Origin of the sequence: Asanoa hainanensis, from assembly GCF_900188485.1 — a bacterium.
GTDB lineage: Bacteria > Actinomycetota > Actinomycetes > Mycobacteriales > Micromonosporaceae > Asanoa > Asanoa hainanensis.
In genome coordinates, this window is the sequence record NZ_FZPH01000008.1 from 316,041 (window position 1) to 337,587 (window position 21,547).

Genomic DNA, 21,547 nt, shown 5'->3' on the forward strand with positions numbered 1-21,547 from the left:
CGATCAACCACCACCCTCCGAGCGCAACACGGTCGCGAAGAACGCCGCTATGTCGCTCGCCACCAGGTCGGGCTCCTCGACCGCCGCGAAGTGCCCGCCGCGCGGGAACACCGTGCGCCGCCGGACGTCGTAGAGCCGCTCCGCCCACGAGGCCGGCGGCACCCCCTCGGGCACGAACTCGTTGGCGAACACCGCCGTCGCGGTCGGCACGGTGACCCGGTCAGCGGGGCCGGGCGGCGACCCGTGCCAGCGATTGTCGTAGTAGTCCCGGATCGATGTGGCAAGAGACCCGGTCGCCCAGTAGACGGTCAGGAGCGTGCACAGGAAGTCACGGCCGAACCGGCCGTCGACGTCGCCGCCCGTGTCGCCCCAGGCCCGCCACTTCTCCAGGATCCAGGCGGCCATCCCGGCGGGGGAGTCGGTCAGCCCGTAGCCCAGCGTCTGCGGCCGGGTGCTCTGGATCGCCGAGTAGCCCCGCTCCGTGCCGTCCCAGCGCGCCAGATGATCGACGTAGGCCTGCTCCTCGGGCGTCAGCGGCGCCGAACTCGGCCCGAGGTAGGGCGACACCTCCGGCGTGGTCAGGTGGACGCCGGTGACCCGCTCCGGGGCCGTCAGCGCCATCCAGGTGGCCACCCCGGCACCGAAGTCACCGCCGCCGACCCCGTAGCGGCGATAGCCCAGCGCACCCATCAGCCCGTGCCAGAGGCCTGCGACGTAACGGGTGGTGACGCCGGTGTGCGCGGGACGCGGGGTGAAGCCGTAGCCGGGCAGGGACGGCGCCACCACGTCGAACGCCGGCCCGTCGAGGCCGTGCGCCGCGGGATCGGTCAGCCGGGACACCAGCGGCAGGAGCTCGACCCAGGCGCTCGGCCACCCGTGCGTCAGCACCAACGGCACCCCGCCGCCACCGACGGCCGGAGCGTGCACGAAATGGATCGGCACCCCGTCGACCACCTCCACGAACTGGGGGTACGCGTTGAGCCGCCGCTCCGCCGCCCGCCAGTCGAACCCGTCGGCCCAGAACTCGACCAACGAGCGCAGATAGGCGAGGTCGGTGCCCTGCTCCCACGCCGGCCCGGGCGCGGGTGGCGGCCAGCGCGTGGCGCGGATTCTCGCGCGCAGGTCGGCGAGGAGGGAGTCGGGGACATCGACGAGGAACGGTCGGCTCATGCCCTGGGACGCTACTTCCGGGGTATGACAAGGTGGGGCGCGTGAAGGTCACCATCGTCACCGGCGGTTCCCGTGGAATCGGTGCCGCCACCTGCCGCCGCCTCGCCGCCGCCGGTCATGCCGTCATGGTCGGCTATCGCAGCGACGCCGCGGCCGCGAAGACAGTCGTCGACGAGATCACCGCGGCCGGCGGCACCGCACATGCGAGTGCCGTCGAGACCGCCGACCCCGCCCAGGTCGCGGCGCTCTTCGAAGCGGCGGCCGACGTGCTCGGCCCGGTCACCGGCCTGGTCAACAATGCCGGCGTCGGCAGCCGGATCGGCGCCTTCGTCGACCTCGACGACGACGACCTGCGCCGGGTCATCGAGGTCAACGTGGTCGGAGCGATCTTCTGCGCCCGCGAGGCCGCCCGCCGGATGACCGGGGGCGGCGCGATCGTCAACATCTCCTCGGCCGCCGCGACCCTGGGCGCGCCGTTCGAGTACCCCCACTACGCGGCCAGCAAGGCCGCTCTCGACGCGTTGACGCTCGGACTGTCCAAAGAGCTCGGGATTTCCGGAATTCGTGTCAACACGGTCCAGCCCGGCATTATCTACACGGATTTCCACGGCACTCAGAGCGGCGAGGCCGGCCGCCCGGACCGGCTCGGGCCGAGCTCTCCGCTGGGTCGGTCGGGCCAGCCCGACGAGGTCGCCGCAGCCATCGCGTGGCTGCTCAGCGACGACGCGTCCTATGTCACCGGTGCCACGATCAGGGTCGCCGGAGGCCGCTAGTTACTCAAACGTTATATGCAAATACATCGCGCAAGACTTGTCTTTGCCTTGATCCACAAGAGTTAATCGTCAGGCAGCGATCATCCAACCTGGGCACTCAGTCTTCGGCGAGCTGAGCACCCGGGCCATCACCGCTTGCGGAGGAGCGCCTTCGTGTCCGTCCATCGCCGTTTCAAGACCCGTTTCAAGACAAGCTTCAGACCTCTCGTCACCCTCGCCTCCAGCCTCGCCCTCGTGCTCGGCGTGCTCGTCGCGGGCCCCACGCCCGCCGGCGCCGCCCCGGCGGCGGCCGCGGCCGACCCGTACAACGTGCTGGTCTTCTCCAAGACCGCCGGCTTCCGGCACGACTCGATCCCGGCGGGCATCGCCGCGATCCAGCAGCTGGGCGCCGACCACGGCTTCTCGGTCACTGCCACCGAGGACGCGGCCGCGTTCACCGACGCCAACCTGGCCAACTTCGCCACCATTGTCTGGCTGTCGACCACCGGTGACGTGCTCAACACCGACCAGCAGGCCGCCTTCGAGCGGTACGTCAAGGCCGGCGGCGGCTACGTGGGTGTGCACGCGGCCTCCGACACCGAGTACGACTGGGCCTGGTACGGCCAGCTCGTCGGCGCGTACTTCTCGGCGCACCCGAGCAACCAGAACGCGACGATCAAGGTCGAGGACCCGGCGCACCCGTCCACGGCGGGCCTGCCGGCGGAGTGGAACCGCTTCGACGAGTGGTACAACTTCCGCACCAACCCGCGCGGCACCGTGCACGTGCTGGCCAGCCTCGACGAGACCAGCTACGCACCGGGCTCCGGCGCGATGGGCGCCGACCACCCGACCGCGTGGTGCCAGGACTTCGACGGCGGCCGCTCCTGGTACACCGGCAGCGGGCACACGCAGGAGTCGTACGCGGAGCCGAACTTCCTCAACCACCTGCTCGGCGGCATCGAGACCACCGCGGGCGTGGTCGACGCCGACTGCTCGGCCAGCAAGACGAGCAGCTTCGAGAAGGTGACGCTCGACAGCAACACGCAGAACCCGATGGAGCTCGACGTGGCGCCCGACGGTCGGGTGTTCTACGCCGAGCGCGACGGGCGGCTCCAGGTCATCTCGCCGACGACGGGCCTGACCACCACCGCGGCGACGCTGGACGTGTTCACCGGCAACGAGGACGGCCTGATCGGCGTACGCCTGGACCCGGACTTCGCCACCAACAACTGGATCTACCTGTACTACGCGCCCGACGGCGGGGCACCGCGCAACTACCTGTCGCGGTTCACCGTCAGCGGCGACACCGTCGACCTCGCCACCGAAGAGGTGATCCTGCAGGTCGACACCCAGCGCAACACCTGCTGCCACGCGGGCGGCAGCATGGTGTTCGACAGCGCCGGCAACATCTACCTGGCCACGGGTGACAACACGAACCCGTTCGAGTCCAACTCGTTCAACCCGATCGACGAGCGGCCGGGTCGCCAGGACTTCGACGCCCAGCGGTCGTCGGGCAACACCAACGACCTGCGCGGCAAGATCCTGCGGGTCCACCCCGAGGACGACGGCTCGTACACGATCCCGTCCGGCAACCTGTTCGCGCCGGGCACCGCGCTGACCCGTCCCGAGATCTTCGCGATGGGCTTCCGCAACCCGTTCCGGATCGGCATCGACCCGAAGACCGACACCCTGGTCGTCGGTGACTACGGTCCGGACGCCGGCGCCGCCGACCCCAACCGGGGTCCGGAGGGGACGGTCGAGTGGAACATCGTGAACCAGCCCGGCTTCTACGGCTGGCCGTACTGCCACGGCAACAACTACGCCTACAACGACTACACGTTCCCGAGCGGTCCGAGCGGGGCGAAGTTCAACTGCGCCGCGATCGTCAACGACTCGCCGAACAACACCGGCCTGCAGAACCTGCCGCCGGCGATCGCGCCCACCATCGACTACGACTACAGCGGCAACCCGCTGTTCCCGGAGATCGGTGGCGGCGGTGCGCCGATGGGCGGCCCGGTCTACCGCTACGACGCGGCCAGCACGTCCGACCGCAAGTGGCCCGCCTACTACGACGGCAAGGCCATCTTCGGTGAGTGGAACCAGAACAAGATGTACGCGTTCCAGCTCAGCGCGGACGCGCACAGCCTGGTCGACATCAACCAGCTGCTGACCGGGATGAGCTTCCTGCGGCCCATGGACTTCGAGTTCGGGACCGACGGCGCGCTCTACCTGATCGAGTGGGGCAGTGGCTTCGGCGGCAACAACGACAACTCCGGGATCTACCGGATCGACTACGTGGCGGGCGACCGGGCCCCCATCGCGGTCGCGTCCGGCACCCCGACGAGCGGTCCGTCACCGCTGACCGTCCAGTTCTCCAGCGCCGGCTCGCGTGACCCGGACGAGGAGGAGATCACCTTCGCGTGGACGTTCGGCGACGGCGGCACCTCGACCGAGGCCAACCCGAGCCACACGTACGCGGCCGCGGGCAACTACACCGCCCAGCTCACCGTGAGCGACCCGGGCGGACGCACCGCGGTGGCCAACGTGCCGATCACGGTGGGCAACACCGAGCCGACCGTGTCGATCTCGTTCCCGCCGGACGGTGGCTTCTTCAACTGGGGCGACCAGGTCGAGTACACGGTGACCGTGACCGACCCGGAGGACGGCGCCATCGACTGTTCCCGGGTCAAGCTGCAGTACTACCTGGGCCACGACGAGCACGCCCACCCGCTGCAGAGCCAGCAGGGCTGCACGGGCAGCATCCAGACGTCGCTCGCCTCCGGGCACGGCGCTGACGCCAACGTGTTCGGCGTGTTCGAGGCGACCTACACCGACGGCGGCGGTGCCGGCGGGTCCAACCCGCTGACCGGTCGCGACATCGAGCAGCTCCAGCCGAAGCGCAAGCAGGCGGAGTACTTCGCGGCGACCGGCCGGGCACCCGACGGCGTCGGCGGCGGCGACCCGGGCGTGCAGCGGGAGACCACCGGTGACACCCAGGGCGGCTTCCAGAACATCGGCTTCATCGAGGACGGTGACTACTGGACGTTCGACCCGGCCAACCTGACCGGCATCACCAGCCTGCGGTTCCGGACGGCCTCGGCGGTCAACGGCGGCCGGATCGAGGTCCGGTCCGGTGCGGTCGACGGCGCCGTGCTCGGCACGGTCGACGTGCCCGGCACCGGCGGCTGGCAGTCCTACGTGGACGTCACGCTGCCGTTGAGCAACCCACCGACCACCAGCGGGCCGCTGTTCTTCATCGCCCGCAACCCGGCCGGCACCACCGGCCAGGGCTCGGTGTTCAACGTCAACTGGGTCGACTTCCTCGGCCGCGGCGTGACCGACAACGCGCCGCCGGTGGTCACCGCGTCCGGCAACCCGACGACCGGCACCACGCCGCTCGTCGTCGAGTTCAGCGGCACGGCGACCGACGAGGAGGGCGACGCGATCACCTACGCGTGGGACTTCGGTGACGGCGGCACGGCCAACACGGCCAACGCGTCGCACACCTACACCACGCCGGGAACGTTCACGGCGACCCTGACCGCCACCGACGCCCGGGGTGCGGCGGCGTACGCCACCGTCCCGATCCGGGTCGAGGCGCCGAACACGTCCTGCTTCGGGGCGCGCTCGGACAACTTCGACGGCGCGGCGCTCGACCGTGACCGGTGGAGCACGATCGTCCGCGAGAACCAGACGTACTCGGTGGCGGGTGGCGCTCTTCGCCTGCCGACCCAGGCGGCTGACCTCTACGGCACCCGTGCCGATGCCGGCAACCTCGTGCTCCAGCCGACACCGGCCGGTGCCTGGCAGGCCACCACCAAGGTGACCGTGCCGCTGACCGGCAACTACCAGCAGGCCGGCCTGCTCCTCTACGGCGACGACGCCAACTGGGCCAAGCTCGACCTGCTGTTCGCCGACTACAAGCGGGTGGAGTTCATCCGCCAGACGGCGAGCGTGCCGCGCAACGAGGCGGCCGACAGCGTGCGGGCGGACACCGACACCGCGTTCCTGCGGCTCACGTCCGACGGCACGAACCTCACCGCGGCCTTCTCGACCGACGGTGTGACGTTCACGCCGGCCGGTCGCTCGGCCACGCTGGCGGGGATCAACAACCCGAAGATCGGCTTGTACGCGGTCAACGGCGGCCAGTCGTCGCCGGTGGTCAACGCCGAGTTCGACTGGTTCCAGATCACGCCGGACGAGGCCAGTGGCGAGGTCGACCCGTCGGACGAGTTCAACGGGGCGGCGCTGGACAAGTGCCGGTGGGACGCGGTCGTCCGCGAGGACGCGACGGCGTACCGGGTCGGCAACGGCTCGTTGACCGTCGACGTGCCGAACGGCGACATCTACACCGGCAACAACACCGGGCCGACCAACTTCATCCTGCAGAACGCTCCGGCGGGCGACTGGACGATCGAGACCAAGGTCGACGGCAGCCAGCTCAACGAGCAGTACCAGCAGGGTGGCCTGATGGTGTACCTCGATGACGACAACTACCTCAAGTTGGACTTCATCGCGGACAACACGGCGGGCCAGCCGGTCGCGCGGCGGCTGGAGTTCCGCAGCGAGATCGCGAGCGTGGTGCAGAACCCGCAACCGCAGGTCACGAACCTGACCAACGCGGTGTGGCACCTGCGGCTGGCCAAGGTGGGCGACACCTACACGGCGTCGTACTCCGCGGACGGCACCACCTGGACCACGTTCCCGGAGACGCTGACCAACGCCGCGGTGGCGACCGACACCAAGGTCGGCCTGTTCAGCCTCGGCGCGGCCCAGCAGGCGTCGAAGCCGATCTCGTTCGACTACTTCCGCCTGTCTTCCGGTCCCTCGGAGCCGGACGACACCACGGCGCCGGTGACCACCTCCGTGGTCTCGGGCACCGCCGTCAACGGCTGGTACACCGGCCCGGCGACGGTCACGCTGACGGCTTCGGACGAGGCCGGCGGCAGCGGGGTGGCGAGCACCGAGTACCAGGTCGACGGTGCGACCACCTGGACCGCGTACACGGCGCCGGTTGTGGTTTCGGGTGACGGGTCGCACGAGGTGCGGTTCCGCTCGACCGACGAGGCCGGCAACGTGGAGGCGACCAAGTCGGTCGCGGTGAAGATCGACTCCACGGCGCCGGTCACCGCGGCCACCTTCGCGCCGGCGACCGACGACGGCTGGCACAACGGTGCCGTCCCGGTCACCCTGACGGCGACCGACGCGGGTTCGGGGGTGTCCAAGGTGGAGTACGCGCTCGACGGCGGCGCCTGGACCCCGTACACGGTGCCGGTCGACGTCACCGGCAACGGCCAGCACGAGCTGCTCTACCGCGCGACCGACACGGCCGGCAACGTGGAGACGCTCAAGTCGGCGATCATCAAGATCGACGGTACGAAGCCGACGGTGATCATCGGCGGGCTGGCCGACGGGCAGCTCTACGGTGACAGCCAGGACGTCCGCGTGACGTACCAGGCGGTCGACCCCACCTCCGGCATCAAGACCGTCGTCGGCACCCTCGACGGCGCGGCGTACCCGGCCAACAAGCTGCAGGCCATGTTCGAGCTCCCGCTCGGCCTGCACGAGCTGACCGTGACCGCGACCGACAAGGCCGGCAACGTCACCGCGACCTCGGTCCGGTTCTACGTCACCACGTCGTTCCGCGACATGCAGTTCCTGCTCGACCGCTTCAAGGCGACCAGTTGGCTGACGCAGAAGGCACACAAGCAGCTCGGGGCCAAGCTCCAGGCCGCGCGTGACGCCGAGGCGAAGGGCAACGACACCAAGGCGATCAAGCAGCTGCGCGAGTTCGTCACCCTGGCCTCCGACACCACGCTGGTGCCGAACGCCGAGGTCAGGGACGTCCTGGTCCGCGACGCCAACGCGATGATCGTCCGCCTCGGCGGCGAAGCCAGCGCGCAGGCGAAGAAGGCCAACAAGGACAAGCCGCTGAAGGGCACCGGCCGGGTGGCCGGCGACCCGGGGCGGCAGGTCGCCGGCGGACCGCTGAAGTAGCGGAAGGGGCATCCGGGATGAGCGTCATTCGGCTGGTGGCGGCGTTGTTCGCCGCGGCGCTGCTGGCGCTCGTCCCGGGCCTGCCCGCCTACGCACACGACGGACCCGTCACGCTCGACGTCGCCGGCGACGGCGCAGGGGGCGTGACGGTCCGGGCTGTCTACACCAAGGACAAGCACCCGGTCGAGCAGGCGGTAGGCCTGGTGCTGAACGCGACGGGCGAGGGCGGCCGGACCGTGGGCCCGATCCAGCTCAACCCGTCGGCCGAGGGCCGCGGCTTCTATTCGAGCGGCACGGTCCTGACGCCGGGGGAGTGGACGGTCTCGGTGACGTCGCCGGCCCCGCACGCCGGCAAGGCCGAGGTCACGGTGCAGGCCAAGGTCGCACAGCAGCGACCTCCGGCAGCAGCGGACGCCCGCGCAGCCGAGGCAGACCGCTTCGGCTGGCTCTGGTGGCTCGGCGGCGGGGTGCTGGTCATCCTCGCGCTGGGCGCGATCGCCCAGAACCGGGCCGTACGCGCGAAGAACCCCACCTGAACGCTCATGCCCGGAAGTACTCGGGACCCCAGCAGGTCGAGTCGGCCGGCAGTTCCCACCAGTGCGGCATTCGCGTAGGTTGCCACGTCGGGTCCGGGTGGAAGTCGAGCCAACGGCCGTCGAAGGGCGCGGCTCGTGTGCGGGCCAGCGCCAGCAGGCGCTCGCCTTCGGCTCGTACGTCGGCGGCCTCCGCCTCGTCCCAGAACGCCGGGTGGCCCGTGTACTCCGCGAACGCGTCCTCGTCCTTCCACGACCACCTGCCGTCCGGGCGCACGAGCAGGTCGAGCTCCTGGTCGTAGACGTCGACCCCGCCCGCCCAGCGGGTGACCGGGCGCTCCAGGTTCACGTACCAGCCGTCGAAACCCTGCCCCGGCAGCCAGCTCCACCACACCGAGTGCGCCGCGCCCGGCGGCATCACCATCAGCGTGCGGATCGGCTCCCAGGTGGTCAGTCGCAGCGTCGTGGTCATCCGGAGCGACGTGAGCAGCGACAGCGGCCGGGTCGGCCGGCCCGCGCCGTCGACCCGGCCCAGCTTCTGCGAGCCCGCGTCGACCCACATCGCGAGCCCGCGCTCGTCGTCGCTGACCACCCGGCCGCACAGCACCGAGCCGATCCTGCCGTCCGGGTACAGGTTCCTGCGGACGATCGTCCGTCCCGGTTCGAAGATCATTCGGGCACGGTACCGCTGGCGTACAAGCCAGCGGGTGGTGATACTCAGCCATGGAAAAGGTTCGATCCGGGACTCTCGGCCGCGATCTGGCGCACGCGCTGCGGACCGGGCCGTTCTCCGCCGCTCTGCATCTGGCCATCGAGGACCGGGGCATTCGGCCCGAGGAGATCCAGGCGCGGCTGTCCGCCGCCGGCGTCCGCGTCAGCCTCGCGACCCTGAGCTATTGGCGCCGCGGGCGCAGCCGGCCCGAGCGGCCCGAGTCCATGCGGGCCGTGCGGCTCATGGAGGAGATCCTGAACCTGCCGGCCGAGTCGTTGATCGCCCAGCTCGGCCCGCGCCGCCCCCGCGGGCGCTGGCTCAACCAAGCACCCGGCACCATCGACATCGACCGGCTCTTCGAGAACGGCGCCAGCGTCTCGAAGATCATGAGTGAGCTCGACCGCTGGATGTACCACGAGCTCAGCCGGGTCAGCATGCACGACCTCTACCTGGTCGGGCCCGACCGGCAAGAGCGAGGCCTCGTCTGCCGGCAGGTGTTGCGGGCCAACGTCGACCGCGTCTCCCGCACGGTCGGCATCTTCCACACCGACGACCCGACCGCGGAGGTCAGCGTGCATCCGAGGCGGAACTGTCGCGTCGGTCGCGTAAGGTCCGACCCCGGCACCGGGCTTCTCGCTGCCGAGATCATCTTCGACCGGATGCTGGCCCAGGGCGACACGGCCTTCATCGAGTACGAGTTCGGGAGCGGCTCGACGGTCGCGACGGACAACTACTACCACGGCTTCTCGGTGCCGGTCGGCGAGTACGTGCTGCAGGTGCAGTTCGACCACGACGCCGTCCCGGCCCGCTGCCACCGGTTCGAGCGCCGTGGGCTGCACGCGCCCGACCAGGGCGTACGCGAAGTCTGGATCGGGTCGACCCACGGCGCGCATCTCGTGGCCGCGGACGTCCCGCCCGGCATCGTCGGCATGCGCTGGGAGTGGGAGTGACCCACCCCCAGCGCATTCGACCTCAGGACACCTGCAGCGTCACGTCGTCGATGACGAAGCTCGTCTGCAGCGACTGGTCCTCGACCCCGTTGAACCGCAGCGTCACCGTCTGCCCGCGGAACGAGCTGACGTCGACCACGGTCTCCACATAGGACGAGTTGGCGTTCAGGTTGGTCGCCGAGCCCACCGTCGTGCTGCCCAGCGTCACCGTCAACCGGTCCCAGACCCGACCGTCGTTCTCGGCCGTCGTTATCCGCGTCCAGTAGCGCAGCACGGCGGACGTGCAGGACGCCGGGATCGTCACCGACTGCGAGATGTAGTCGGTGTGCGTCTGGCCCTGACCACCGAGCCAGGCGCTGCGGGTGCCGGTCCGGCCCGGGTAGCCGTACGAGGCCCAGGCCCCGATCACGCCCGAGTTGGCCGACCACGGCGTCGTGCCGCTCTCCAGGCTCGAGTTGCCGACGACCTGAGCCGCCGTGCAACCGCCCCCGGTGGAGACCGTCCACGTGAACGTCGCCGTCCCGGTCCGGGAAACGTTGTCCCGCACGGTCACCGTCACGTTCGAGGTGCCGGCGGTGGTCGGGCTACCGGTGATCAACCCGGTCGACGACCCGATCGACAGACCGGCGGGCAGACCGGAAGTACTCCACGTGTACGGCGTGGTGCCGCCGGACGCCTGCAGCTGGAGGTTCACGGACGCGCCCACGGCCGTACTCTGGTTGCCCGGGTTCGTGACCGACGGGTTGTTCGGGTTGGTCCCACCGTTCATGAAACCCGTGTAGAGCAGCCGGTTCGGCGACCCGGTCCCCGGGCTCGTCACCTTGCCGGTGGTGGCGTTGTTGACGAGCGCGTCCCGCACCTGCGCGGGCGTCGCCGACGGGTTGAGTCCTAGGTAGACAGCCGCCGCCCCGGCCGTGTGCGGCGAGGCCATCGAGGTGCCGGTCATCGTGGCGCTGCCCGTGTTGCTGGAGTACGAGGCCGACACGATGCTCGTACCCGGCGCGAAGATGTCCAGGCACGAGCCGTAGTTGCTGCTGCTGTTGCGGGCGTCGGAGCTCGTGGTGTTGCCGACCGTCACGGCCGCCGCGACCGCCTGCGGGCTGTAGTAGCAGGCGTCGTCGGACGAGTTGCCCGCCGCCTGGACGAACTGCACGCCGGACGAGATCAGGCTCGACACCGCGCTGTCCATCGCCTGGCTGGTGCACCGGCTCTGGCAGCCGATGCTGTAGTTGACGACCGCCGGCTTCTGCGCGTTGGTGCGCACCCAGTTGATCCCGGCGATCAGGTCGTCGTTGGTGCCGCTGCCCTGGCAGTTCAGCACGCGTACGGCCACGACGCTCGCCTTCTTGGCCACGCCGTAGCTGGTGCCGACGGCGGTGCCGGCGACGTGCGTACCGTGGCCATGGCAGTCGGCGGGGTTGCTGTCGTTGTCGACCATGTCGGTGCCCTGCCTGACCCGCCCGGTGAAGTCGACGTGGTTGGCGTTGAGGCCGGTGTCGAGCACGTAGACGGTGGCGCCCTGGCCCGGGTTGGCCGGATAGGTGTACGCCTGGTTGAGCGGCAGGTTCGCCTGGTCGATGCGGTCGTCACCCCAGTTGGGCGGGTTGTTCTGCGTGTCCAGCACACCGATGCGCTGCACGGCCTCGACCGAGGCGACGGCCGGGTCGGCGGCCAGCTTGACCGCCTGCTGCTCGGACATCGCCGTGGCGAAGCCGCGGAACCCGGCCGTGTAGAGGTGCCGGGTCTGCCCGCCGAATCGGGCGGTGAGGTCGCGGGCCCGGCCACCGACGTCGGCGCCGTCCTTCAGGACGACGATATAGCGACCGGGTACGGCGTTCGGGCTGTCGGCGTACCGGAGGGGTGAGCTGGGATCGGCGTTGGCGGGTCCGCCGAAACCCAGCACGGCGGCGGCCGCGACGAGGCCCGCGACGCCGAGGGGGGTTAGTTTGTGCCGCAAGGTTTCTCTCCTCCCAAGAGATACCCGCTTCGCGGCCGGGTCCCGTCGACACCGACCACGAAGGGGTGTCGCCGAACCTAGGAGCGGCGGCCGCGTACCGGCAGATCCGTTAACAGCCGTCGCGGATTCGCCGATTCAAAACTGTTTATGAACGCGGGCTCAGCCTTGGGCGAGCCGTTTCGCCTGACCGTCGTGCACGTCGTTGACCCATTCCCAGCCGGGCTTGGCGGCCGGTCCGATCCGCGGGTCGTCGGGAGTGCGGCCCTCACGCAGGGCGATAACGTACGCCCGGTCCCGCTCGATCCGTTCTCCGGCGCCGCCGACCGACCCGTGGCCAGGGACGACGACCGTCGCCGGCACGCTCTCCAGCAGCCGCAGGGCCGTGAGGTAGTCCTCGATCGGGTCCGCGGCGCCGCTGTGCAGGTCGAGCATCGGCACGAGCACGTCGGAGAGCATGTCGCCGGCGACGAGGACCCCGTGCTCTTCGACGAACAACGCGGCATGACCCGGTGCGTGCGCCCGATGCTCGAGGATCCGCACCCGGGGGCCGTCCCAGGGGATCCGGTCGGCGTCGGCGGGCAGGGGAGTGACGAGGCCGTACAGGTCGAGCGGGACCCGCTCGGCGATGCCCGTCGGCTCCAGGTGCTCGGTGATGCGGGCCTTCGCCTCCGGGTCTTCGAGCTCCTCCCGGACGGTGGCCGCGCAGCGGGCCGTGCCGTACCGCGGCGGCGCGCCGAGTGCGGCGTGCCAGAGAACGTGATCCCAATGTGGATGCGTCGAGAAGCCCGCCACGACGGTCCGGCCGTCGAGGTCGTTCGCCAGGCAGGCCAGCTCGTGGTCCTGCACGCCGGGGTCGACGAGCAACACACCGGCGCGGCCGCGTACGACGACGGCGTTGCTCTGGATGAACTCGCTCTGGTGGACCAGCACATCGCCGGCGACCTGGGTCAGCACGGCCCCTCCTAGTGGTTGCGTTCTGCAACCACTATAGACCTGAGCCCTATGCGTAGCAGCGCTCGCAGTCGGCCGCGCCGCAGCCGAGGCGCAGCCTCAGCCGCCTCCGCTCCTCGACGAACTCGGCCCGGCGCAGCTGTCTCCGCGAGCGGTGCAGGGTGTACAGCGCCCAGCCGAGCCACCACAGCAACGGCAGGGCCAGGCACACGATTGCGACCGCCGCCAACTGATCGCCGGAGGCGAGCCAGCCGACCAGCACGAGGACCAGCACGGGCACGGCGACCAGGCTGGCGACGGCCACCCCCGCCCTGGTGTCGGACACCGTCCGCGCGCGGAAGGACGTCGAGATCCGGGCGTCCAGCCAGTCCGAGCGTCGCCGGACGTACGCGGGATTGGTCCTGGCCTCGTTGCGGGTCACCCGGTCGGCGTGCTCCTGCTCGGCCTGCCGCGCGCGGTGCAGCCGGGCCACCGCCTCCGCACGCGCCTCGCGCTGTCGCTGTTCCTCGGCGGCGATGTCGCCGTCCTGGCAGGAGCCGCACAGCTCGGGTCGCGCCCAGAACGCCAGGTCGCCGGTCGTGCGGTCGACGCTGTTGTGGGACGCGCAGAACCCCTGCCCGCAGCGGGAACATCGGCCGACCGCCCGCGCGCCACACGACGGCTCGCCGCAAAGAACGCCCTCGGCCGCCATCGCCTCGGCCGCGGCGCGGAACTCTTCCGCTCGGGCCGCGGCGGCCGCGGCCTGCTGCGCCCGGGCCGCCAGCATCTGCTGCTCGATGATCCACGGAATGGGCACGGTGGTGCCGGGCGCATGAACCCCAGGCACGTGCCCGGGCGGCTGCCACATCATCGCTCGCGCTCCCATGCTCGGCGATTCCGAAGCCGACCCCAGTGTGGCAACGCCGCGGGATTGATCGACAGCCTTCCGCGCGACGGGTGGGCGAACGGCCCCGTGGTGCACCGCTTCGGATGCGGCGCCGGGCCGTCTGGCGTGCTTCGTGCGCCAACCGGCTCGCGCGCCCGGCCGCCGTATGCTCATTGACGTACGTCGAGTGCTTGGATGGGGGTGCCTCGTGTCGACGCAGGTCCTGATCCGGGTCGCGGAGTCCGGCGCCGACGCGCCGTGCGTCCAGCGACTGACTGACGCGTTCGTCGACGCGCTGCGCGCCGAGGGCGTCGCCGGCGTGGAGACCGTGCGGCGCGGCGACACGGCGGTCGGCGCGCGTGGCGTCGACTGGGAGTCGCTGGGCCTGGTGCTCGCGACCATCCAGGGCTCGGCCGAGGCCATTCTGCGACTGGTCACGATCACGCGTGCGTGGCTGTCCCGCGACAGCGGGCCGCGCAGTGTGGAGCTGAGCGTGGGCGAGGCGACGTTGCGGCTCAGCGACGCGTCCGGCGACCAGCAGGAGCGGCTCGTGGAGGAGTTCATCCGGGCGGTCGCCCGCGACGGTCGCGAACCGCGTCAGCCCGCGCCGAAGCAGACGAACGGTGCGATCGGGTCGGCGTAGGACGCGTCGGCGAGCGCCCGGGACGGCGCGACACCGGCCGCCAGCGCGCGGTGATAGCGGGTCATGACCGCCACCGCGCCGGGGTGGCTGACGGTGGCGACGCTCGACACCACGCTCTCCGTGCCGGCGTACAGGAGCGCGGCCGTGAAGCCGAGGATCTCGTCGCCGGGGCGGACGACGGCCCGGCCGACATCGCACGCGGAGAGGCTGACCTGCCGCGGTGTCGCTTTGAGCTGTTCGATGTCGTACGCCATGAGCGGCCCATCCACCAGGTCGAGGCAGGAGAACAGCACGTTCTCCCGTTCGTGGTGGCCGTGCGCCGCCAGATGAGCGATCGACGCGCCGTCCAGGCCGCCCAGCGTGCTCGCGACGGTGGCGTCGGGACCGGCCAAGGTCCGGCTGCCCGGGTGCGCGCGGGCGACCTCGTCGATCTCGGCCTCCGCGAAGCGCAGGCCCGGCCCGGCGACGAGAAACGGACGACCGGCGGGTGCGCGCTCGGCCGTCGACCGCGCGGACCGCTGTGCCGCGAGCCACGCGGAGGCCGACGCCGCCACGGTCACCGGCCGGCCGCGCATTGCGGGCAGCAGGCCCCACGGGATCGACGACAGCTCCATCGTGGGCACCAGCACGAGGTCCCGGTCGCCCAACAGCGCCTCCATCGGGCGGATCACGTGCTCGGCGACCGTCCGTAGGTTGCGCCGCAGCGAAGCGTGGATGACGTCCTCGATGGGGCCGGGCAGTCCACCCGCGGCGAGCACGTCGAGGTCGGCCAGCAGCCGCGCGGTGGCCTCCCGGGCCGCCGCGTGCTCGCCCAGGGGCAGCAGCCGAACGCGCCCCGAGTCGACCAGCAGCGCCTCCAGCCGACCCGCGCGGGCCAGGAAGCTCACCAACGTGCGATCGGTGGCGGCGAGCTCGGCCAGCACGTCGGCGGGGCGCGCGGCGCGCTGGCTCTGCCTGGGCCCGCCGACGCGCCAGGTGCGTTCGCGGATCAACCGCTCGAGCTCCGCGCACCGCGCGCGGGCCAGCACGGTGTCCGGGTGACCCCGCTCGGCGGTCCGCAGGCCGTGGCGGAGTTGGCGCAGCTCGGCGATCGCCTCGGCGGCCTGCGGGTCGGCGGGTGGATGGACCGGCGGTATCTGGAACGCCTGCGCGCGTGAGCGTTCGGACCACGAGAAGATCCCCATGGCCGACCCGCGGTCGAAGGCCCGGTCGAGGCCCATGGTGGCCAGTTCGCGCCCGAGCGTCGCGATGCTCGCCTGCAGGTCGACGCTGCCCAGCCGGCTGCGGTGCTGTTGCAGGGTGGACAGCCCGACCCGGATCTCGGTCGCGGTCCGGGTGCGGTCGCCCCGCGCCCACGCCAGCTCGGCCCGCGCGAGCCGCCGCATGAGGTGCAGCTCGATGGGGGTCGGCGGCGGCGTCCGCGGGATCGTCGCCACCAGTGCGGCGGCCAGGTCGGCGCGACCGGCGGCGACCAGCGCCCGAACGCCCACGAGGTCGGCCATCTCCGCGTCGGGCAGCAACTGCACCGCGCGGAGCCCCACGGCGACCGTGCGGGCGCGGGCGGCCAGCGCGGACAGGCGGCGGGCGCGCGGCAGGTCCGACCGCAGCCGGGCCAGCGCGGCGAGCTCGGCCCAGGCGGCGTTGGACCGACGGCGGAAGCGCCGCTCGGCCCGCCGCGCCCAGGCGCTCGCGACCGCGTGGTCACCGGCGCGGAGGGCGGCCTGCGCCCGGAGCAGCTCCGCCTCGGCCTGTTCCTGGGTCAGCCGTTGCCGCCGGGACGCCGTGATCACGTCGTCGAGGGTGCGGCCGGCCTCCGTGGGCAGGCCGGCCGTCAGCAGCGCGCGGGCCCTGGCGGCGTGCAGCACCGGCAGGTAGCCCGGCGCGTGCTCGCGGTAGAGCGACTCCGCCGCGGCGAACGCCTCCAGCGAGGCCGGCAGATGGCCCGCGAGCAACTCGCAGTAGCCGCGGTTGTGGATGGCCTTGGCGGCGAGCATGCCGAGTCGGTGTCGGCGCGCGAGCTGCTCACACCGGCGCAGGTCGGCGCGGGCCGCGCTGACCCGCCCCGCATGCAGGTGTACGGACGCCCGGTTGAGCAGCGTCGAGCACAGCACGGCGACGTGGCGTTCCGCTCCCAGCCACGGAATCGCCTCGTCGAAGAAGCGCATCGCGTCCGTGTAGCGGCCGGTGCGGTAGAGCATCAACGCCCGCTGCGACAGCAGGACGCCGTTGTCGTCCGGATCGACGAGCGGCTCGGCGGCGGTCAGGAGGTCGAACCCGTAGTCGGTGCGGCCCAGCTCCGACTCGGCGTAGGCCAGGCTGATCAGCAGCCGGGCCACCACGGCATCGCGGGTGGAGCCGGGCTGTGGAACGAAGCCGTCGTGCTCGTGCCAGCCGAGCTGCGCCAGGCCGGTGCGCAGATGACGGGCGCCGGCCGCCGGGCGTCCGTCGGACGTCGCCTCGATGCCCCGCCGGTGCAGGCGCCGCGCCGTCGCCTCGGTGGCGACAACCCGCGAGGCGACCGGTGGAGCCGGGGGGTCGGGGCCGACGACGCCCATGGGCATCTTTCTATAGCACCACCGCCGGGGTCGCCAACACGTTTCTCGTCGGCCGGGTTTCGTTGACCATCCGCACGATCAGCTGCGCCACACCCGCCGGCATCTGCTCGACGACGAAGCGCCCGTCCTCGTCGGCGGTCCGTTCGACCCGGTCCGCTCCGAACCGGACGCTCACCCGATGCGCCGCGGGCGGTGCGAGCCACCCGTCGACCCGCACGGTGTCGTCGGTGAGCCCGACGGCGCGGATGGTCAACGTGACGAGGGTGCTGGAGAACGTGAAGATCTTGCTGTGCTCGGCGCCGCGCACACCCGCGTACACGGTCTGCTCCACGAGCCGCATCAGCTCGGCGTCGAGGTCGCCGAACGAGACGGCGAACCGGATCCGGTCGACGAGGTCGCCGGGAACGGGATCGACCGTGCGGTAGAGCTCGGCCACCTCGTCCATGATCGCCTGGTCGAGGTCGTCCATCGGGTCGTCCGCGGCTGTCGGGTTCATCGCCAACTCCAGTCGGACTCGGCCAGCAGCATCTCCCGCAACTTCGCCAGGCATCGGCCACGAGTCGGCCCGATGCTGCCCTTGGGCATACCGAGCGCGGCCGCGATGCCGGCGTAGTCGGGGCGCTCACTGAACGCGATGACCTGCAACAGCTGCACGCAACGGTGCGGCAGCCGGCGGACGACCCGCCAGAGCGCCCGCCGCCGTTCGTCCGAGACGAGCATGTCCTCGATGGCCGGGCCGGAGTCGGGCACCGGCTCCCACAGGTCGTCCGGAGCGGGCCGCACGCGACCCTGAGCGGTGAACACCCGCACGGCCTCGCGGCGCGTGACGGTGGCCAGCCACCCGACCAGAGCATCCGGCGTACGGATCTGGTCACGATGGTTGAGCAACGTGAGCCACGACTGCTGGACGACGTCCTCACAGCTGGCAGCGTCGAGGCCGGTCGACCGCGCGACCCGCCAGAGCAGCGGGGTCAGCTCGGTGACCAGCGCGTCGAGGTCGTCCTGGTTGCCGGCGAGGAAGCCCCGGACGACCGAGGAGAGCCGCTCGCGCCGCCCCGGCGCCCGGGCCACGGGCCCGGACACCGAAGCATGGTCCGACGTGGTCATCGCGCGTCTTTCAGGACGTTCTCCCACGCCGCGTGGGCGGCTGCCACCCGGGCGGCGGAGTTCTGGTCGCGATCGTGCCGACCGGCCTCGTCGTGCAACCGCGCGGCGACGAGACCTGCGATCACGGGCGCCGCGAACGACGTGCCGCTCCAGACGCCGAACATGCTCGCGAAGTCGTCGGGGTCGAAAGACTCCCGCCGGCCGGTGCGGGCGGGCGCGTTCTGCGCGCCCGCGAAGGCCGGGAACGTGCTCACGATCGCGGCCCCCGAGGCGTAGCACGTGACCCACGGCGCCTCGTTGCTGAAGCGGGAGGTCGACCCGTTGGGGTTCAGTGAACCAACGCTGATCATCGGCGCCGCCGCCTTGTCGGTCAGCTTCTCGGTCAGCGCCGCCGGGAGGAATTTCCGGCTCGTCGCGAAGTTGCCGGCCGCCGCGACCACCGTGACCCCCAGCTCGGTCAGCTCCCGGAGGACCGGCTCGAGCGCGATGGTCACGTTCCGCTCGTCCGCGGACTCGTCGAAGTAACCCAACGAAAGCGACACCACGTCCACCGCCTGGCCGTCGGCCTGGCCCGACTGCGCGCGTCGTACCCGGTAGGCGATCTTCTTGAGCGCGTTGACGACGTCGCTCCCGGGCGCGAACCCGTCGGGTTGCATCACCCGCACCGCGTAGATCTGCGCGCCGGGAGCGAGCTGGCGGATGAGCCCGGCGATGAAGGTGCCGTGGCCCGCGTGCGTCGACAGGTCGCCCAGCAGTGGTTCCTCGATGGAGGGTTCGTCGGCGTAGCTCGCGATGGACAGCAGCCGTTCGCCGACGTGCTCCGCCTCCAGTTGTTTCTGCAGCTCGGTGTCGACGATAACGACGGCGTCCTCGTGCCCGTTGGCACCCCGCTCGACGCGTGGCGTCAGCCATGGGTGTTCCGGGTCGCAGGCGATGCCGGTGTCGAGCACCGCCACGACGGGTCGCCGACTAGCATTCTGGCCCATGTAGATCTGGCCCGGATCAGCCAGCGCGACGGTGACCGGGATGCGGCCGCTGGTGCCGGCCGCCGGGCGGTCGAACAGGTTGTTCAGATCGGGGTTGCCGTTGCTGGCCGTGTTGGTGCCGGTCACGATGGTGCTGCTGGACCCGTCCGTCGCGGAACCGACGAGAAGGTGATCGAGGGAGATCGCGTCGACCACTCCGGCGAGTGACTCCAGCGCTGCGGTGTCAGTCGACGCTCCGCTGTCGCATGCCTCGCGTAACGCGGTCACCTCGGCCCGGAGCCGCTGGAGGGCAGTCCAGGCATCCACGGCCTGGGGCTTGAACGTACCCGCCACACCCAGTTCGACGGCGACAGGGAGCTTGGCGTCCAGATCGTCGTCGGACGTTGCCGGCTGATCGTCGGTCGCGTCAGGCCGCACCAGCCGCATACCAACGTCGGTGAGGACCCTGTTGAGCGTCACGATTGTCGCGGAGTCCAGCAGACGGCGGGGAACCAACAGCACGCCGTAGCGGTAGATGGTGGGGTTCGGCTTCGGCCAACCCTTGGCAACCGCGGCCTCGGCCGGCCGCAGCACCCGCGCTCCGTGACGTTGCAGGACGGCTTGTGGCACGGCGGGCAGGACGTAGCGGGTCAGACCTGACTCGTGCTCCTTTCCGCTCGAACCGTCGGAGATCACACGGATCTTTATCATTGCTCGGCTCCTCACGACGCGGTGCTGGGGTCGGCTTGGTCTCTGCCTGGAGGGGCCGGCGCACCCCGGTGATACATGAGCGTCTCGCCCGGATTCCATGACCACCATCCGTTTCCCGACGTATCAGGTCGTCTCGTCGTGGCCTCCCGGTAGCGGGCAATCGAGCGAGGGGGGCGAGATGGTGCGGGTGCGGGCGCAGTTGCTCGGCCAGCTTCGCGTCATCGTGGACGGGCGGCTCGTGGACACGACGACGAGCCGGCGCAGTCGCAACGTGATCGCCTACCTGCTTGCCCATCGGGACGCCTTGGTGCCCGGCGAGGTGCTGATCGACGCGTTCTGGCCCGACGCCCCGCCTCGGGCGGCGCGCAACAGCCTGCACGTGGCACTCAGCGGCGCCCGCCGGCTGTTGCGTGCGGCGTCACCCGAACCGATCATCGAGCGCCGGTTCGACGCGTACGGAATCGCGCGCTCGGTTAGCGTCTGGTGCGATGTCGAGCAGTTCGAGGCCAGCTGTCTAGCTGGTCGCCAGGCCGACCAGGCCAACGACCCGGAGGCCGCCGCCCGGCACTACGCGACCGCCGCGCTGCTGTTCCAGGGTGACTTCCTGGCCGACGAGCCGTACGCGGAATGGGCCGCGACCCGAAGGGCCGAGCTGCGCGTGCGGGCGCTGGAGGCGCGGAGCCGGCTCGTGGCGCTGTACGCCGAGCGTGGCGACTTCGGCCCGGCGGCGACGCTGGCCCGCCAGGTGCTGACCGACGATCCGTGCAACGAGGGCGTCCACCGTGGACTGATGCTCTGCTACGCCGGCTCCGGCCTGCGGCACCTGGCGCTGCTCCAGCACCGTCAGCTCGTCGGAACCCTGTGGGACTCGTTGCGGGTCGGCCCGTCGAGCGAGACGACGGCCCTGTACGAGCGGCTACGCCGACCGGAACCGGTGTCCCGGTCGGCGTAGCACCCGTGCTCACTCCGCCGCGAAGGTCTCGCTCTGCGCGGTCGAGAGGTCGAAGTTGACGCCGGCGACGACCTTGTACGACGCCACGGCCTGCAGGACGTCGCCGCTGGTCAGGTTCGGGATCGGAGGGAACTTCGCCCGGAGCTCGGCCCGCCGCTTCGTGTTGTTCTCGGGCTTGAGGTCCTCCTGCACCTCGACGAAGGCCACCTGCGTGGCGGTGGTCAGGTTGACGATCGACACCCGCAGGATGTGCTCGTCGACCGCCTCGTTGAGGTTCTCGCCGATCTCGACGTTCGCGACCACGTCGTAGGGCTCGCCCGCGGCCAGGGCGGCCAGGGTGAAGAACGTTCCCTCGTCGGTCGGGTAGAGCAGCTTGATGCTGGCGTCCCAGCCGTTGGCCTTTGCGTTTGCCATTGCGGCACTCCTTCGGTTTCCGCGTGAACGTTGACCGGGCCAGGAGACCAACGGGCACTTAAACAGCACTTACCGGCGAGCGCGCGGGCGTACGCGCCGATCTCGCCGGCAGACGTCCGGACCTGCGCGAAGGGAACGGACCGGCGCTTACGCAAAGGCCGGTCAGCCGGCGGACAACGTGCGGCTCAGGCGGCGGAGCTCCGCCGCCGGGCGGTCGGCGCGGCGGGTCGGTGTGTGTGCGGAGGCCGGTCAGCTGGCGGACAACGTGTGGCTCGGGTCGCGGAGCTCCGCGGCCGGGCGGTCGGCGCGGCGG

General features: G+C 71.2%; 16 protein-coding genes. 6 read left to right on the forward strand and 10 right to left on the reverse strand.

Annotation, left to right across the window (positions count from 1 at the left end; genetic code table 11):
* Positions 1–3 precede the first annotated feature (3 nt).
* Positions 4–1,170, reverse strand: a complete 1,167-nt coding sequence (locus CHC05_RS21520; RefSeq protein WP_089251598.1) for an epoxide hydrolase family protein — start codon at positions 1,168–1,170, stop codon at positions 4–6.
* 41 nt (positions 1,171–1,211) lie between these two features.
* On the opposite strand from CHC05_RS21520, the gene CHC05_RS21525 reads away from it, so the two are divergent.
* The 3 genes from CHC05_RS21525 (at position 1,212) to CHC05_RS21535 (ending at position 8,455) form a co-directional block, all read left to right on the forward strand.
* Positions 1,212–1,943 (forward strand): SDR family oxidoreductase, encoded by a 732-nt coding sequence (locus tag CHC05_RS21525; RefSeq protein ID WP_218824616.1) that lies wholly within the window; start codon positions 1,212–1,214, stop codon positions 1,941–1,943.
* Between the two features lie 153 nt (positions 1,944–2,096).
* Positions 2,097–7,919, forward strand: a complete 5,823-nt coding sequence (locus tag CHC05_RS21530) for a ThuA domain-containing protein (protein WP_089251600.1) — start codon at positions 2,097–2,099, stop codon at positions 7,917–7,919.
* 17 nt (positions 7,920–7,936) lie between these two features.
* Positions 7,937–8,455, forward strand: a complete 519-nt coding sequence (locus CHC05_RS21535; protein ID WP_089251602.1) for a hypothetical protein — start codon at positions 7,937–7,939, stop codon at positions 8,453–8,455.
* 4 nt (positions 8,456–8,459) lie between these two features.
* On the opposite strand, the gene CHC05_RS21540 is transcribed toward CHC05_RS21535, so the two are convergent.
* Complete coding sequence (locus CHC05_RS21540; protein ID WP_089251604.1) at positions 8,460–9,125, reverse strand: ribonuclease FAU-1 family protein; 666 nt, start codon at positions 9,123–9,125, stop codon at positions 8,460–8,462.
* Positions 9,126–9,175: 50 nt separating this feature from the next.
* Between CHC05_RS21540 and CHC05_RS21545 the strand changes: the two genes are divergently transcribed.
* Positions 9,176–10,114 carry a hypothetical protein gene (locus CHC05_RS21545; protein ID WP_089251606.1) on the forward strand — a complete coding sequence of 313 codons (939 nt, stop codon included), beginning with the start codon at positions 9,176–9,178 and terminating at the stop codon, positions 10,112–10,114.
* A 22-nt stretch (positions 10,115–10,136) separates the two neighbouring features.
* Here CHC05_RS21545 and CHC05_RS21550 read toward each other — a convergent pair whose 3' ends face one another.
* From CHC05_RS21550 to CHC05_RS21560, 3 genes are all read right to left on the reverse strand, one after another.
* Complete coding sequence (locus CHC05_RS21550) at positions 10,137–12,071, reverse strand: S8 family peptidase (protein ID WP_089251608.1); 1,935 nt, start codon at positions 12,069–12,071, stop codon at positions 10,137–10,139.
* A 159-nt stretch (positions 12,072–12,230) separates the two neighbouring features.
* Entirely contained in the window at positions 12,231–13,025 is a 795-nt protein-coding gene (locus tag CHC05_RS21555) for an MBL fold metallo-hydrolase (protein WP_089251610.1), read from the reverse strand.
* A 46-nt stretch (positions 13,026–13,071) separates the two neighbouring features.
* Positions 13,072–13,872 (reverse strand): hypothetical protein, encoded by an 801-nt coding sequence (locus CHC05_RS21560; RefSeq protein WP_144022703.1) that lies wholly within the window; start codon positions 13,870–13,872, stop codon positions 13,072–13,074.
* A 223-nt stretch (positions 13,873–14,095) separates the two neighbouring features.
* On the opposite strand from CHC05_RS21560, the gene CHC05_RS21565 reads away from it, so the two are divergent.
* Positions 14,096–14,530: a hypothetical protein gene (locus CHC05_RS21565; protein WP_089251614.1), complete on the forward strand. Its 435-nt coding sequence runs from the start codon at positions 14,096–14,098 to the stop codon at positions 14,528–14,530.
* Here the strand turns inward: CHC05_RS21565 and CHC05_RS21570 are convergent.
* Genes CHC05_RS21570 through CHC05_RS21585 form a run of 4 tightly spaced genes read right to left on the reverse strand, consistent with a single transcriptional unit; the run spans position 14,485 to position 19,868 of the window.
* Positions 14,485–17,085 carry a CHAT domain-containing protein gene (locus CHC05_RS21570; protein ID WP_089251616.1) on the reverse strand — a complete coding sequence of 867 codons (2,601 nt, stop codon included), beginning with the start codon at positions 17,083–17,085 and terminating at the stop codon, positions 14,485–14,487. The two genes, CHC05_RS21565 and CHC05_RS21570, sit on opposite strands and share 46 nt — an antisense overlap.
* A 10-nt stretch (positions 17,086–17,095) precedes the next feature.
* Entirely contained in the window at positions 17,096–17,581 is a 486-nt protein-coding gene (locus tag CHC05_RS21575) for a hypothetical protein (RefSeq protein WP_089251618.1), read from the reverse strand.
* On the reverse strand, positions 17,578–18,192 hold the full coding sequence (locus CHC05_RS21580) for an RNA polymerase sigma factor (RefSeq protein WP_089251620.1): 615 nt from the start codon (positions 18,190–18,192) through the stop codon (positions 17,578–17,580). The genes CHC05_RS21575 and CHC05_RS21580 overlap by 4 nt, the downstream gene beginning before the upstream one ends.
* Positions 18,189–19,868, reverse strand: a complete 1,680-nt coding sequence (locus CHC05_RS21585) for a S8 family peptidase (RefSeq protein WP_179266306.1) — start codon at positions 19,866–19,868, stop codon at positions 18,189–18,191. The genes CHC05_RS21580 and CHC05_RS21585 overlap by 4 nt, the downstream gene beginning before the upstream one ends.
* Before the next feature lie 178 nt (positions 19,869–20,046).
* On the opposite strand from CHC05_RS21585, the gene CHC05_RS21590 reads away from it, so the two are divergent.
* Positions 20,047–20,820 carry an AfsR/SARP family transcriptional regulator gene (locus tag CHC05_RS21590; RefSeq protein WP_179266307.1) on the forward strand — a complete coding sequence of 258 codons (774 nt, stop codon included), beginning with the start codon at positions 20,047–20,049 and terminating at the stop codon, positions 20,818–20,820.
* 9 nt (positions 20,821–20,829) lie between these two features.
* Here CHC05_RS21590 and CHC05_RS21595 read toward each other — a convergent pair whose 3' ends face one another.
* On the reverse strand, positions 20,830–21,234 hold the full coding sequence (locus CHC05_RS21595; protein WP_089251626.1) for a hypothetical protein: 405 nt from the start codon (positions 21,232–21,234) through the stop codon (positions 20,830–20,832).
* Positions 21,235–21,547 lie beyond the last annotated feature (313 nt).

Bases quoted from the DNA above. Each gene is read 5' to 3' on its own strand.
- CHC05_RS21520 (WP_089251598.1), bottom strand. From the start codon at position 1,170: ATGAGCCGACCGTTCCTCGTCGATGTCCCCGACTCCCTCCTCGCCGAC.
- CHC05_RS21535 (WP_089251602.1), top strand. From the start codon at position 7,937: ATGAGCGTCATTCGGCTGGTGGCGGCGTTGTTCGCCGCGGCGCTGCTG.
- CHC05_RS21540 (WP_089251604.1), bottom strand. From the start codon at position 9,125: ATGATCTTCGAACCGGGACGGACGATCGTCCGCAGGAACCTGTACCCG.
- CHC05_RS21545 (WP_089251606.1), top strand. From the start codon at position 9,176: ATGGAAAAGGTTCGATCCGGGACTCTCGGCCGCGATCTGGCGCACGCG.
- CHC05_RS21560 (WP_144022703.1), bottom strand. From the start codon at position 13,872: ATGATGTGGCAGCCGCCCGGGCACGTGCCTGGGGTTCATGCGCCCGGC.
- CHC05_RS21570 (WP_089251616.1), bottom strand. From the start codon at position 17,085: ATGGGCGTCGTCGGCCCCGACCCCCCGGCTCCACCGGTCGCCTCGCGG.
- CHC05_RS21575 (WP_089251618.1), bottom strand. From the start codon at position 17,581: ATGAACCCGACAGCCGCGGACGACCCGATGGACGACCTCGACCAGGCG.
- CHC05_RS21580 (WP_089251620.1), bottom strand. From the start codon at position 18,192: ATGACCACGTCGGACCATGCTTCGGTGTCCGGGCCCGTGGCCCGGGCG.
- CHC05_RS21585 (WP_179266306.1), bottom strand. From the start codon at position 19,868: ATGATAAAGATCCGTGTGATCTCCGACGGTTCGAGCGGAAAGGAGCAC.
- CHC05_RS21590 (WP_179266307.1), top strand. From the start codon at position 20,047: ATGGTGCGGGTGCGGGCGCAGTTGCTCGGCCAGCTTCGCGTCATCGTG.
- CHC05_RS21595 (WP_089251626.1), bottom strand. From the start codon at position 21,234: ATGGCAAACGCAAAGGCCAACGGCTGGGACGCCAGCATCAAGCTGCTC.